At 66.8% G+C, this 13,050-nt stretch carries 13 protein-coding genes and 1 tRNA gene; 2 read left to right on the top strand and 12 right to left on the bottom strand.

The genetic code is table 11. The annotated features are described in order from the left end of the window. The first annotated feature begins 210 nt into the window (after nucleotides 1–210). Nucleotides 211–753 carry a pseudouridine synthase gene (locus tag IE266_RS16045; protein WP_189681126.1) on the top strand — a complete coding sequence of 181 codons (543 nt, stop codon included), beginning with the start codon at nucleotides 211–213 and terminating at the stop codon, nucleotides 751–753. Here IE266_RS16045 and IE266_RS16040 read toward each other — a convergent pair. From IE266_RS16040 to IE266_RS15990, 11 genes are all read right to left on the bottom strand, one after another. Continuing rightward, entirely contained in the window at nucleotides 750–1,013 is a 264-nt protein-coding gene (locus tag IE266_RS16040) for a hypothetical protein (protein WP_229864184.1), read from the bottom strand. The two genes, IE266_RS16045 and IE266_RS16040, sit on opposite strands and share 4 nt — an antisense overlap. A 4-nt stretch (nucleotides 1,014–1,017) precedes the next feature. Next, nucleotides 1,018–2,064 carry a hypothetical protein gene (locus IE266_RS16035; protein WP_189681124.1) on the bottom strand — a complete coding sequence of 349 codons (1,047 nt, stop codon included), beginning with the start codon at nucleotides 2,062–2,064 and terminating at the stop codon, nucleotides 1,018–1,020. Beyond that, nucleotides 2,061–2,465, bottom strand: coding sequence for a hypothetical protein (locus IE266_RS16030; RefSeq protein WP_189681123.1), 405 nt, complete (start codon nucleotides 2,463–2,465; stop codon nucleotides 2,061–2,063). Before IE266_RS16030 ends, IE266_RS16035 begins: the two co-directional genes overlap by 4 nt. Beyond that, nucleotides 2,462–3,940: an FAD-binding oxidoreductase gene (locus tag IE266_RS16025; protein WP_189681122.1), complete on the bottom strand. Its 1,479-nt coding sequence runs from the start codon at nucleotides 3,938–3,940 to the stop codon at nucleotides 2,462–2,464. Before IE266_RS16025 ends, IE266_RS16030 begins: the two co-directional genes overlap by 4 nt. A 176-nt stretch (nucleotides 3,941–4,116) precedes the next feature. Beyond that, nucleotides 4,117–5,052, bottom strand: a complete 936-nt coding sequence (locus IE266_RS16020) for an AEC family transporter (protein WP_189681121.1) — start codon at nucleotides 5,050–5,052, stop codon at nucleotides 4,117–4,119. A 55-nt stretch (nucleotides 5,053–5,107) separates the two neighbouring features. Further along, a complete protein-coding gene (locus tag IE266_RS16015; RefSeq protein ID WP_189681275.1) occupies nucleotides 5,108–5,905 on the bottom strand; it encodes an MBL fold metallo-hydrolase in 798 nt (265 codons plus the stop codon). Next, nucleotides 5,905–6,708 (bottom strand): TatD family hydrolase, encoded by an 804-nt coding sequence (locus tag IE266_RS16010; RefSeq protein WP_189681120.1) that lies wholly within the window; start codon nucleotides 6,706–6,708, stop codon nucleotides 5,905–5,907. Before IE266_RS16010 ends, IE266_RS16015 begins: the two co-directional genes overlap by 1 nt. A 23-nt stretch (nucleotides 6,709–6,731) precedes the next feature. Then, nucleotides 6,732–7,853 (bottom strand): DNA polymerase III subunit delta', encoded by a 1,122-nt coding sequence (locus IE266_RS16005; protein ID WP_189681119.1) that lies wholly within the window; start codon nucleotides 7,851–7,853, stop codon nucleotides 6,732–6,734. Further along, nucleotides 7,850–8,491 (bottom strand): dTMP kinase, encoded by a 642-nt coding sequence (gene tmk, locus IE266_RS16000; protein WP_189681118.1) that lies wholly within the window; start codon nucleotides 8,489–8,491, stop codon nucleotides 7,850–7,852. Before tmk ends, IE266_RS16005 begins: the two co-directional genes overlap by 4 nt. Further along, nucleotides 8,488–9,651, bottom strand: coding sequence for a D-alanyl-D-alanine carboxypeptidase family protein (locus IE266_RS15995; RefSeq protein ID WP_189681117.1), 1,164 nt, complete (start codon nucleotides 9,649–9,651; stop codon nucleotides 8,488–8,490). Before IE266_RS15995 ends, tmk begins: the two co-directional genes overlap by 4 nt. 16 nt (nucleotides 9,652–9,667) lie before the next feature. Beyond that, nucleotides 9,668–10,846: an SPOR domain-containing protein gene (locus tag IE266_RS15990; protein ID WP_189681116.1), complete on the bottom strand. Its 1,179-nt coding sequence runs from the start codon at nucleotides 10,844–10,846 to the stop codon at nucleotides 9,668–9,670. Nucleotides 10,847–11,088: 242 nt separating this feature from the next. Between IE266_RS15990 and IE266_RS15985 the strand changes: the two genes are divergently transcribed. Further along, nucleotides 11,089–11,176 (top strand) — tRNA-Ser (locus tag IE266_RS15985). A 746-nt stretch (nucleotides 11,177–11,922) separates the two neighbouring features. On the opposite strand, the gene IE266_RS15980 is transcribed toward IE266_RS15985, so the two are convergent. Further along, a complete protein-coding gene (locus IE266_RS15980) occupies nucleotides 11,923–12,579 on the bottom strand; it encodes a L,D-transpeptidase (protein WP_189681115.1) in 657 nt (218 codons plus the stop codon). Between the last annotated feature and the right edge of the window lie 471 nt (nucleotides 12,580–13,050).

The raw sequence follows: 13,050 nt of genomic DNA, 5'->3' as shown, positions 1-13,050 counted from the left end.
CTTCAGCCCGGAGGCCGGTAGGCTCTGGCGATTCCGTCAGCAGCCCGGCCCGGAGTCATGAATGACTATATATCGCGTTTGAATGCTGACAAGCTTTCTGTTGCCACAACATCTCGCCCCCCGCGATAATGCCTAAACGTAACGCAGGAATGACGCATCGTTGCGGTCAGCACCCTTCCCACGGGGGATCGGATTGGTTAGGGCAAAGATATGGCCCAGCTGATCCGTTTCAATAAGCCCTATGACGTGCTGCCCCAGTTCACCGATGGCGAGGGACGGCGCACGCTTGCCGATTTCATCGACCTCAAGGGGGTCTATCCGGCGGGGCGGCTGGACCGCGACAGCGAGGGGCTGATGCTGCTGACCGACGACGGCCGGCTGCAGGCCCGGATCGCCGATCCGCGGCACAAGATGGCCAAGATCTATTGGGTGCAGGTCGAGGGGATACCGTCGGAGGAGGCGCTGGCGGCGCTGCGCAGCGGCGTCGTAATCAAGGACGGGCCCACCCTGCCCGCCCTGGCCGAACGGATGGAGCCGCCGCCGGTCTGGGAGCGCGACCCGCCGATCCGGGTGCGCAAGAGCATCCCCGACTGTTGGCTTAGGCTGACCCTGCGCGAGGGGCGCAACCGGCAGGTGCGCCGCATGACCGCCGCCGTGGGGCACCCGACGCTGCGGCTGATCCGCTATGCCATCGGGCCCTATACGCTCGATGGTCTGCCGCTCGGGCGGTGGACGAAGGCCGAGGTGCGTTAGCGCGGCGTGCAGCCCGCAAGCCCCGCAGGCAGCACCAGCCAGGCGCCGCTGGCATAGAGCGCGGCGGCGAGGCCCGGCGTCCGGGCGGCGAGTGTCACCGAGACCGGCGTGGCCGAGAGGATGGCGACGCCCTCGGGCAGATGGTTCAGAAGATCGTCCGAGGGCAGCACCACCAGCGCCGCCGGGGCCGCGTCGCTGACCAGCATCACCCCGGCGAGGAGAGCGATCCAGGCGACCGGCAGCACTGCAAGCATGAGCATGGCCTTAGTAGTCATGGATATGGTCCACCCCACCCGGCAGGGCGCGCAGCCGTTCGGCCAGCTCGGCGACCTTGACCAGCACCAGGTGGCGGGTGTCGCCATAGCCCTGGCGCGGCAGGCTTGCCAGCGCGCCGGGCATGGCGGGATCGGGAGAGGTCACGGTGAAGAGGATATCGTCGTTGCCGGCAATCTCGATGAAATCGCCGCCCGCAGCTGCCATGCGTTCAAGCAGGCGGGTCAGCGCGCGGTAGCGCGGCGTCTCGATCTCCACCCCCTCGCCCAGCGGGCCTATAGCCGTGACGCCCGGCAGCGCGGTGAGCTGCTGTTCCGGCAGCCCTTTCACCACCATCCGCAGCGTCAGCTCGTCCTGGCCGGTGGCCGCCACGGCCTGGGCGATGAGACCGGCATAGGCGGCCTTGGCCGAGAACTCTCCGCCCAGGGCCAGCCGGCGCTCGCGGTCGCGCAGGGCGCCGGTCGCCGCCGCCTCCAGCGCGCGGACGTCGCCAGCGAAATCCCAGCGATACCAGGGGGTCTGCTCCAGGAAGGCGGCATATTCGGCCGCCTGCTGCGCCGAGAGGCGGTCGAGCGGGCTGTGCTCGGGCCCGCGCAGCATGGCGAAGAGCCGTCCCAGCGTCTCCTCGTAGAGCGCTTTCATCGCCAGCTCGGCGGTGAAGCTGACGCCGATCACGTAGACCAGTTGCTTGGTCGGGGTATCGACGCCACCCATCGGGCCGCTGCGGCGCGAGAGCGTGCAGAGCGAGGACCAGTACTGCCCGATCGCCCGCCCATAGGCATAATCGTGCGGATCGTCCTGCGCGATCACCCTGGCGTAATCGTCATAGGCATGGACGATGTGCCATTCCGGATAGGTCAGAAGCGTGCGCGCCTCGGCGCGGCGATGCTCGGGCGGCAGCAGCGATACATTTCCATCCGGCGCGCCCTCGGGGCGGCACATGGTCTCGACATAGCCGATCGGCGCCAGCAGTCCGAGGACCAGCACGACAAGCAGCAGGACCAGCCGGCCCAGCCAGCGCACCAGCCAGCGGATCATGCCCGCCCCAGCCGCAACCCGGCCCAGAGCGCGAAGCCGCCAAGTGCGACATGCGGCAGGTTGGCCAACAGGCGAAACAGGGTGAAGGACATCCCCTCGGAGGCATTGGTGAAGATCCCGAGGTCGAGATAGCCATAGCCGGTGAAGAAGCCGAAGACCCCGTCACCAAGGTAGAGCGCGCCGAAGACGATCAGGAAGGCGCGCGCTGCCCGATGCGAGATCAGCGCCGCCGCCAGGGCCCAGAGCGCCGAGGCGACGTGCAGCGCGTCATCGAAGATGTCGAGCGCGAAGATGCCGAAGGCGAGCCCCTGCGCATCGGTCAGGCCGGGGATGTAGTTCAGCGAGGCCGCGCCCATCAGGACGACAAAATAGCCAAGCGCGATCTTTTGCAGGATGGTCATAGGCTCTCCAGGTAGCTGTCCCACAGGTTGTTGCGGAACAGCAGGCCCGGGTCGAGCTGCCGCTTGGCGGCGGCAAAGGCCGGGGCGCGGGGATAGGCCCGCACCAGCTGGTCCACCGTCGCGTGGGGACGGTATGGCAGGTAATAGGTGCCGCCGATCGCCACGATCCCGTCGATCAGCTCGCGGGTCATGCGGGCCATGTCGGCCTCGGCGCGGGCGGTCATCTCCTGGCTGAAGCTCATCACCGCGGCGATGCGCGGCACCGGGGCATAGGCGAGCCAGCTGGTCGGGTCGGTGTCGATGAAGCGCAGGGTGACGTTCAGGAATTCCTGGTAGCTGGCCGGGATCACCTCGCGGCAGACGGCGAGGAAATCGCCAAAGGCCTCGGGCGCGATGAAATACTCGTGCAGGATGTCGGTGCGGGTCGGGTCGCGGTCGTCGAGCGTGACGACCGGCTCGTTGATAAGGCTGTTGCGGCTTGCTGCCCCGGCCAGCGCCGGGCCGAGGCTGGTTTCGGTCCACCAGCGGATGCGCTTCATCGTCTCGTTGCCCAATTGCGCGCGATAGACGTGGCGGGCCAGCTTTGCCATCGTGCCCGAGCCCGAGGCCGCGGGAATGGCGGACTGGTCGGCAGCGGGACGATAGGTGATGAGCAGCGCCTCTTCGAAGAAATTGCCGCGTTCGACGTTGAGGCGGCCATAGGCCATGTCGACCGAGCTATCCTGAAGCGCCGCCACGAAAGCAGTGCCGAAGTCGGCGGCCGCCATCCGCTGGAAGCGCGGCTCCAGCAGGCGGTTCTCGGCGGCCCCGACCTCCATGGCGGTGATCGCGCCGGTGAGGCCGTAGCCGCCCATGGTCATCGCGAAGAGCTCGGCGTTTTCCTCGCGCGAGCAGCGGATGTGATCGCCCGAGGGCAGCACCATCTCGAAGGCGCGCACGGTGGCGCCCATCGGCCCCTGCGGCACCGGCCAGCCATGGGCGTTGACGCAGAAGGTGGCGGCAACGCCGAAGTCGTGGTTCGACTGCATGACCTTGGGCGAGAGGCCCAGCGGGTCGAGCGCGGCGATCACCTGGCTCCAGCGCGCGCCGGCGTGGACGCGGTAGAGCCGGTTCGCCGTATCGGCCTCGATGAAGCCATTGTCATAGGTCAGCGCATGGCCTTCCCGCGGGATCGCCTGCCCGCCCATCGAATGGCGCGCGGCACCGACGTTGACGGGCCGCCCGCTGGCGGCGGCCTCGGCCATCTCGGCGCGGATCGCGGCGACAAGCGCCTCGCCTGGGTCCTGCGTCAACACCCTGTGGCGATGGATCGGCGTGGCGCTGAGCAGGCTCGCGTCATTCAGCACGCCCTCGGTCGGCACCTGGGTCAGCTGCGGCGGCAGCACCGGGTTCTTCGCGCCGAAGCGGGCCGTGGCGATACCACCCACCACGGCACCCGCGCCAAACAGCGCCGCACGGCGAGTCAGGCCGCCCATGCCGCACCGGGGTCATTATCCGAGATCATTCGCGCCCCCCTTCCAGAGTCGCGCGACAATACCCCGGTCGCGCGCTTTGCCCATGCAGGAATTCCATACCCGCAAGACCGCCCCTGCTGCTTCTTCTCTTTCCAAATACTCACCTGACCACACCGGGGCCGCCGCGCCCCCCGAGGTCAGCGCGCCCCCAGCGCGATCAGCCAGAGCCAGACCGTGAGAATCGAGGCCCCCGTCGCCAGCAGCACCGAGGAAGCGGCCACGCGCTTGGTGCGACCATACATGTTGGCAAAGATATAGGCGTTGAAGCCCGGCGCCATCGACGAATTCATGATCGCCGAGCGGAACAGGTCCTGCTTGAGCGAAAGCGCAGAGCCGAAGGTCCAGACCAGCGCCGGGTGCAGCACCAGCGAGATCGTGCAGACGAAGGCGATGGCGCGCAGGTCGCCCTCGGGGCGGTATTGCACCAGCACCCCACCGAGCGCAAACAGCGCGCAGGGCAGCGCCGCGCGGACGATCAAGGTGAGCGCGTCCTCGGCAATGCCCGGGATCGGCAGGCCCAGAACATTGAACAGGAAGCCCAGCACGATCCCGATGATCAGAGCGTTCTGGAACATCGAGCGCAGCACCGGAACCAGAAAACCGCCGGGCTGGCCGCGGGCGCGGACAATTTCCATCACGGTGATCCCGAGGCCATAGCAGAAGGGCGCGTGGAAGGCGATGATCGCGTAATTGCCGGTGAGCGCGTCATGGCCGAAGGCGCGCTCGGTGATCGGCAGGCCCAGCAGGATCGAGTTCGAGAACAGACAGGCGAAACCGATGACCACGCAGTCTTCCCACTCGCGCCGGAACAGCAGCCGCGCGCCGAGGATGCCGACGCAGAAGCAGAGCGCCGCCGCCGTGTAGAACGAGGCCAGCAGGCGCGGGTCAAAGCTCGACGCGATGTCGATATGGGCGATGGCGCGGAACAGCAGGCAGGGGATCGCGAAGCCCTGGGTGAACTTCATGAGGCCGGTGATATGGGCCTCGCTGAAGTAGCCGGCACGCGTTGTGACATAGCCCGCGCCGATCACCAGGAAGACCGGCAGGATGACGTCGATCAGGGTCTGGAACATGGCGCGTCCTTCCCTGCGGGTGTGTCGGAACCGAGGCGTGCCAGGCCCCGGCGGGTCACGCCGGCAGCCTCAGGGTCAGCCCGTCATAGGCGCAGATCACGTGATCGGGCGTCTCGGCGGTAACGGTTTCGTAGTCGAGGTCTATATGCATATTGGTCAGCACAGCCGTCTTCGGGCGGACGCGTTCGATCCAGCCGAGCGTGCGGTCGAGGTGCGAATGCGTCGGATGCGGCTGGCGGCGCAGGGCGTCGACCACCCAGTAGTCGAGGTCTTCAAGCTCGGCCCAGGCCTCGTCGTAGATCTCGGCCACGTCCGGCAGATAGGCCAGCCCGCCGATGCGGAAGCCCAGCGAGTCGATTGATCCGTGGTTGACCCGGAACGGGCGGAAGGGGATCGCCCCGCCCGGGCCGTGCACTTCGAAGGGGCCGTCGATGCCCTTCATGTTGAGGATCGGCGGATAGGGCGAGCCTTCGGGCTGCACGAAGGCATAGCCAAAGCGCGAGATCAGGGCGTTCTGGGTATCGCCATCGGCCCAGACCGGCAGGCGCGAGCGGATGTTGAAGACGATCATGCGCAGATCGTCGATCCCGTGGACGTGATCGGCGTGGGAATGGGTATAGACCACCCCGTCGAGCCGCCCGGTATTGGTGTCGAGCAGCTGGCTGCGCAGGTCTGGCGTGGTGTCGATCAGCACCGTGGTGGTGCCATTCGCGCCGATGCGCTCGACCAGCATCGAGCAGCGGCGGCGGTTGTTCTTCGGGTTGGTGGGATCGCAGTTGCCCCAGTGTCCGCCAAGGCGCGGCACCCCGCCGGAGGACCCGCAGCCGAGGATCGTGTAGACGAATTCGTCCATCATGCGGCCTTTCTCAGCGCGGCGCGGGTGAAGAGGCGGTCGAAATTGGCCTGTGTCCGGGCGGCGAACTCAGGGTATTCCATGCCGAAGACCCCTGCCCCGACACGCGCGGTATGGGCCGCGTACGCCGGCTCGTTTCGGCGGCCCCGATGCGGCGGCGGCGCGAGATAGGGCGCGTCGGTTTCGACCAGGATGCGGTCCACGGGCGCCGCTGCAAAGATGTCGCGCAGCTCTTGGCTGCGGGGGAATGCGGCGATCCCGGACATCGAGAGGTAGAAGCCGAGGTCGAGCGCGGCGCGGGCCAGTTCCGCGGAGGAGGAGAAACAATGCATCACGCAGGAATAGGCGCCCTGGCGGTATTCCTCGGCGAGGATGCGGGCCATGTCGTCATCGGCGTCGCGGGCGTGGATGATGAGCGGCAGCCCGGTCTCGCGCGCCGCCGCGATGTGGATGCGCAGCGAGACCTGCTGAATCTCGGCACTTTCGGCGTTATAGTGATAGTCGAGCCCGGTCTCGCCGATGCCGACGAACTTGGGGTGCCGCGCCAGGGCGACCAACTGGTCGACGGTGGCGAGCGGTTCTTCGGCGGCGCTCATCGGGTGGGTGCCGGCGGCATAGAAGACAGAGGGATGCGCCTCGGCGATGGCGCGCACCTGCGGCTCGTTCCTGAGGCGCGTGCATATGGTCACCATCCGGGTCACCCCGGCGGCAGCGGCATTGGCGACGATGGTGTCCAGCTGGCCTTCGAAATCGGGAAAATCGAGGTGGCAGTGACTGTCGGTGATCTGTGGCGTGTCGCTCATCGGCCTCTTGCCGGCGGCCGTGGTCAGCCGCGCGCGGTCTCCTGAATTCTCAAGACCGTATCCAGCACCAGCGCGCCGGGGTCAAGGTTCACCGCCGCGCCGTGACGCGCGCGCGAGGATATCTGCGCCGCGGCCTCGGCCCAGCGGCGGCCTGCCTGCGGATCGGGCGCCAGACGGGCGAGCACCGCAGCCTCTCCCGGTGCGGCCTCGGGGCCGGGCAGCGCGCCGGCGGCCCCGGTCATGGCCAGACGGGCCAGAAGGGTGTCGGCAAGGTCGAGGAAGAGATCGAACCGTTCTGGCCGGTTGCGCGCAGCGAGACTGTCGGCCAGCGCATTGGCGGCCGGCCGGTCGAGCCGGGGCAAGGTGCCGGCCAGCTGCACCAGCGCTGCATAGAGCGCGAGCCCCTCGAGTTCGATCAGCCGGATGGCCGCGCCGACCGAGCCGGCGGCGAGCACCGCCAGCGGTTCGGCATCGCCCGGTTCGACCGCGGTGCCGGATTGCTCCAGCGCCTGCGCCATCGCGCCGGTGTCGAGCGGCTTCAGACGAAGGGTGCGGCAGCGCGAGCGGATCGTCGGCAGCAGGCGCGACGGCTGGTGCGCGACCAGCAGCAGGATCGTGCGGGCGGGCGGTTCCTCGAGCATCTTGAGCAGCGCGTTAGCCGCGCTGGTGTTCATCTCGTCGGCCGGGTCGACAATCACCACGCGGCGGCCGCCGTCGGGGGCCGAGAGGCCGAAGAAGCGATGCAGGCGGCGGATGTCGTCGACCACGATCTCGGAGCGCAGGCGCCCAGTGTCCTCGTTGACCGAGCGCGTGACCGAGGCAAGCCCGCCCTCGGCGCGGGCGGCCATGCGGCGCGAGACAGGGTGGTCGGGGTCGATGTCGAGCGTGGTGGGCGGCGGCGGCGCGCCGAAGAGGCCGCCGTCGTCCATCGGCGGCGTTGCCAGCAGGAAACGGGCGATGCGCCAGGCGAGCGTCGCCTTGCCGGTGCCGCGCGGGCCGGTCAGCAACCAGCCGTGGTGCAGCCGGTCGCGCACGTAGGCGCCAAGGAACTGCGCCTCGGCGTCCTCCTGGCCGAACAGCCGGGCGGTATCACGCGGGTGCGGCGCGCCGGGCACCTGGTCGGGGGCGACGTCCTCTTCACTCATGCCAACGCCTCGTGCACGGTGGCGCCGACATCGGCGGCGACCTCGTCGATGCCGCGGTTGCCGTCGATCACCCGGACGCGCGCCGGGAATTCCTGCGCGAGGCCGAGGAAGGCGGCGCGCATCCGGCGTTGCAGGTCGGGGCCAAAGTCCTCGAAGCGTTCCTCGTGGCCCTTGCGGGCCAGTGCCCTTGTGTGGCCGGTGTCCGGGTCCATGTCGATCAGCAGGGTGAGGTCGGGTTCACGCCCGATCATCAGCGCGTGCAGCTGGTCGACCATGCCGCGCAGGTCGCCGCGCGAGACGCCCTGGTAGACCCGTGTGCTGTCGGCGAAGCGGTCGCAGATCACCACCTTGCCGGCGGCCAGGGCCGGCAGGATGGTCCGTTCCAGGTGATCGCGGCGGGCGGCGGTGAAGAGCAGGATCTCGGTCTCGGCCGACCAGCGGTCGGGATCGCCTTCGAGCACCAGCGCACGAATCTCCTCGGCCCCGGGCGAGCCGCCGGGTTCGCGGGTCAGCACCACGTCGCGCCCCTTGGCGCGCAGGCTATCGGCCAGCCGGCGCGACTGGGTCGACTTGCCCGAGCCGTCGATGCCCTCGAAGGTGATGAACAGGCCCCCTGCCCGCGCCTGGTCTTGGCTCACGACTGGTCGGCCGGAGTCGCCGCAACGCGGTTCAGCAGAAGAGTCACCGCCGTCTTGAGCCGCACCCCGAAGCCACCGGCCGGCACGGACCGATCGGCCACCAGCGGAAGCCGAACCTCGGGGAGACCTTCCGGACGGATCACCAGAGCGCCCAGTTCCTGGCCCTGGGTGACGGGTGCCTCCACCGGTCCGCGATAGACCACTTCAGCGTCAAGCTTGTTGGCGGTGAGCGTCGGCAGCAGGATCTTCAGATCCTCTTTCGGCACCAGGCCTACCGATTGCTCCCGTCCCATCCAGACATCGGCCTGGGCAACCGGTTGCCCGGCGTGCGCGACGGTTCTTTCGGCAAATTGGCGAAACGACCAGTTAACGATGGCCGCAGCCTCCTCTGCCCGTGCATTCTCGCTGTCCAGACCGGTGATGACGAAAAGCACGCGTCGGTCGCCCTGCTTGGCCGAACCGACCAGGCCATAGCCGGCCTCGGTCGTGTGACCGGTCTTGAGACCGTCGGCGCCGATGTTCAGCCGCAGCAGCGGGTTGCGGTTGTTGACGTTGGCCGGCGCACGGCCATCGAAGTCATAGGAGGTTTCACCGAAGAGCGGATAGAACTCGGGGAAGTCGTTGATGATGTGCTGTGCAAGGATCCCCAGATCGCGCACCGACATCAGGTGCCCGGCCTGCGGCCAGCCGTTCGAGTTCATGAAGGTCGAGTTTTCCATGCCGAGCGCCTGGGCGCGCTTGGTCATGTAGCGGGCGAATCCCGGTTCGGTTCCGTCGGGGCTCAGCGCCTCGGCGATCACGGCGCAGGCGTCGTTTCCGGAAAGCACGATGATGCCGCGCAGCAGGTCCTCGACCCGGACCTTGTCCTGGGTGTTGAGGAACATGGTCGAGCCGCCGTAGCTCATGGCGTGTTCCGAGACCGGCAGGCGTTCGTCCAGCGTCAGACGGCCTTCGCGTAGCGCTTCGAAGGCGACGTAGAGCGTCATCAGCTTGGACATCGAGGCTGGCGGCAGCGCCTCGCGGGCGTTCTTCTCGAGCAGCACCGTCCCCGTGGTGATATCGACGATATAGGCCGCCCGGGCCTTGGTTTCGAAGGCGGCGGCCTGGTGCGCGGTCAGCACGACCAGCAGGACGGCGGCAAGGCGGCGGAACAGGGTCACGGGGTGCGGTCTCCTTTTATCGGGTGACGGCGAAGGCGTCGTTGAAACCGGCGCCGCGCACTTTCTTGAGCAGCGTCGCACGATCGTCGGCCGAGGTGGCGGGACCGACCAGCACGCGCCAGAGCTGCTTGGAGTTGCTCGTCTCGGTCTTGATCTCGGGGATCATCCCGGCGCGGCGGATCTGGCTGGCGGCGCGATCGGCGTTGTCCTTGGTGCTGAAGGTGCCGATCTGGATGAAGGGCTTGGACAGGTTCGATGCCATGGGCTTGGGCGGAGGCGCGGCGGTTTCGGCCGCGGCGACAGGGGCCGTGACCGGCGCGAGGGCAGTCAGCGGCTCGCCGACCGCCTTGTCCTTGGGCTTGAACAGGTCCTTGAGGCGCGGCTTGGGCGCTTCGGCGGAGACCGGAGCGGCGGCCGCAGGTGCGGCTGCGGAAGATGCGGCTGGCAGTTCGCTCACGGCCACCGGCTTGGCGGTTTCAAGCGCCTTGGCGGTGGTCTCGGGCTTGGCGGCCTCCGCGCCCTTGTCGGGTTTGGCACCGAACACGCGCTTGAAGAAGGGCTCCCTGGCCGCCGGTTCCGCGGCAGCTTCAGTCGTGGCGGAACCGGCGGCCTGCTCTGTGGCTTGCGCCCCGGCCCTGGCCTGAGGACGTACGGCGGCGGTTGCCACAGCTGCCGGGCTGGCGGCGGGTTCCGGTGTCTCGGCAGTCGAGAGGGCCGGCACAGCGGTGACCTTGGGCTCTTCCCGGCGCAGCGCGACGACGCTGAGCTTGACCGGTGCGCCGGCCAGCATCCCGAGTTCGGCGGCGGCATCCGACGATGCCTGAAGGCGCGGCCCCGGCACGTCCCGCTCGCGCCGGAACAGCGCGCCGGTCACCGATTTGCCGTTGGAGGTATTGCGGATCACCACCCGTTCCGGGCTGCTGACATCGGGATGCGCCACCCAGACGCCACCCAGCGAGGGACGGCCATCCCAGAGCCCGGCCTCGGAGACCGAGAAGACATCGGGCGCCTCGACATCGCGGGCCTCGCCCTTGCGCGCGGGCACCGCTTCGGACTGCCCCGTTTCGGTGCCGCTCGTCGCGGGATCGGGTCGGGAAACGGCGATGCCCTCTTCGCAGGCCGCAAGCAGGCCGGTCATCACGATCAGCCCCGCCAGACGCACCGTCCGAACGCTGAAATTACGAGCTTCGCCCATCTTCGACGTCCCTTGCCTGAGTTCGGGCGATTGTCCCGCCCTGTCGCCGGTTGGTTCCGGACATGCCTGCCGACGGGCCCTGCCCGCTTTGACCGCGAACATAGCGCGCCGAGGGAAACAAGGAAAGTCTGGTCGCCGGCCATCGGCAAGATTTCTCGTTTTCGCTTGCCTGCGCCTTGGCGCAAGCTTACATCCGGCCGGCGTTCGGGTCGCGCGAGGATATCGCCTGGCCGGGACGCGCTGGAAGGGTGGCAGAGTGGTCGATTGCTCCGGTCTTGAAAACCGGCGATGTGCAAGCATCCGTGGGTTCGAATCCCACCCCTTCCGCCATTTTTTTCAATGACTTAACTCCACCCGGTTCCACTCGAAGAACCCTGCTACAATTGCGCTACGAGGGGGCAGCAGCGCTCCGTGCGACAATCCACGTGCATGCCGTGCCACACGCCAACGCACCGTTGGAGGTAGTTGGAGATCATCGCGAAGATATCCGCAAGGAATACGCTTGAACGAAACGGCTGACTTAGTGCGGGGGTCGGTCCTCTCTGGCAATTCGACAGGGTACCAGGAGATGAGATCCGGGACGCCAAAGCTGCATGAAATGACAATGAATTTGAGTTATGTTGGAACTTCCTGAGATTAGAACATGTTAGGTTCTAGGCCGACCTCGTCGTGCCCTGAGATGAGCTTTGAACCCATCATCGATCCCTACCTGGGAACATCACATGTCCAAAAGGACGAGGAGCCTTTCTGGTGAAACCGACTGTCAATTTCATCTTGTCTGTATGTGTGCTTCTAACCGGTTGCATTGACTCTGTCGGGAGTAACCCGGACGGGCCGGTTGGCGCGACGCGGCTCCCGGACGACGTGCTTACCATGGCCGCGCCCGGTCAGGACCTGCAAGACGTCCGGGTTTTCCCCGAGGATGGATGCTACTGGTATCGCTACGTGGGCCCGGTCGAGACCACCTACCTGCCGCTTCGCACCCGAGATGGGCGGCCGATCTGCACTCGCCCGCAGTGATCTGACAGACCAATGCCGATGTAGTAGGATCCCCGTCATCGGGTGAAAAATGGTATTCAACTCGCTGTAGTCACCATTTTTTCTGCAGGATAGAGAATGGCCGGCGAGCCGAGGGCGACGTCATCATACAGGCTGATGATATGAGGCATGGCCATCCGGACGCAGCCTGAACTCGCCCTGCCACCGATTGATTGCGGTTCGGGCGTTCCGTGGATGCGCAGGAGCGTATCGCGGTTGCCTTCGTAAAGGTAGAAAGAACGGGAACCCAGCGGGTTAGTCGGGCCGCCCGGCATTCCGTCGGCATGCTGGCGATACAGTGTCGGGTCTCGTTCGATCATCTCGCGTGTCGGCGTCCAACTGGGCCATTTCGCCTTGCGTTTGATTGTGTAGTGACCTGCTTCGTACAAGGCCCCCCGCGCGATCGCGACACCGAACCGCAATGCGGAACCATCAGACTGGATATGGTAAAGATAACGCGCAACGGCATCGACATGGATCGACCCGGGTTCGAGACCGTCGTTGGCCTGCACGCGCGTTGCCAAAAAGCGAGGATGCAAGCCCCAAGGATTGGATGTTGCAGGATCGAAATTCGCAGGCGTCACCTGTGCGTCCCATTCCGCCCATTGCGACGCGGTACTCGCAAAAGAAGCCCCTGCAATCGGCGTGGAGAACAGAGCGGAGGCTGAAACGACAAAGTGTCTCCGGGTCAACATAAACGAATCCCTTGGCAGTTGGCGCGAGGCCCTGACGAGTTCGGAATACCCTCATTGCCTCACGGACATATGTTAGCGGTCAGGCTGCCGTTTTCAAATGATGCTGCGGAACGCGCGGTGCTTAACCGGAAATCTGCTCCAGATATACAAGCAATGGCTTATTCTCGGGCGGCCACAGCTCACGGATAGGTCTGCAGCGACCGCGCACAGCCCTGCGCGCACTGCGGCGAGCAGAAACACGGAGCGTGCAGCGCCTGGCTCCGGAACCGGAGAAAAGGAGCTGACATCTTGCAGACCGGATCGATCCACGCTGGATCGGGCTGCGGCGCGAGGTAGGTATCGAAGAGTCGCGTGGCCTGCCCCGATGTGGTGGTCCAATTTGTGTCTTAGTGCATGACGGGTCTGAACGCGACGTGAATAGCCCCGCGTTTCTTAGACGCCTTCGTGTCTCAGTTTCTGCTGCCGCTCGAA

This window comes from Seohaeicola zhoushanensis (assembly GCF_014656415.1).
Classification (GTDB): domain Bacteria; phylum Pseudomonadota; class Alphaproteobacteria; order Rhodobacterales; family Rhodobacteraceae; genus Seohaeicola_A; species Seohaeicola_A zhoushanensis.
The sequence above is the reverse complement of the archived record's forward strand: the minus strand, read 5'-3'. Positions and strand labels throughout refer to the sequence as shown.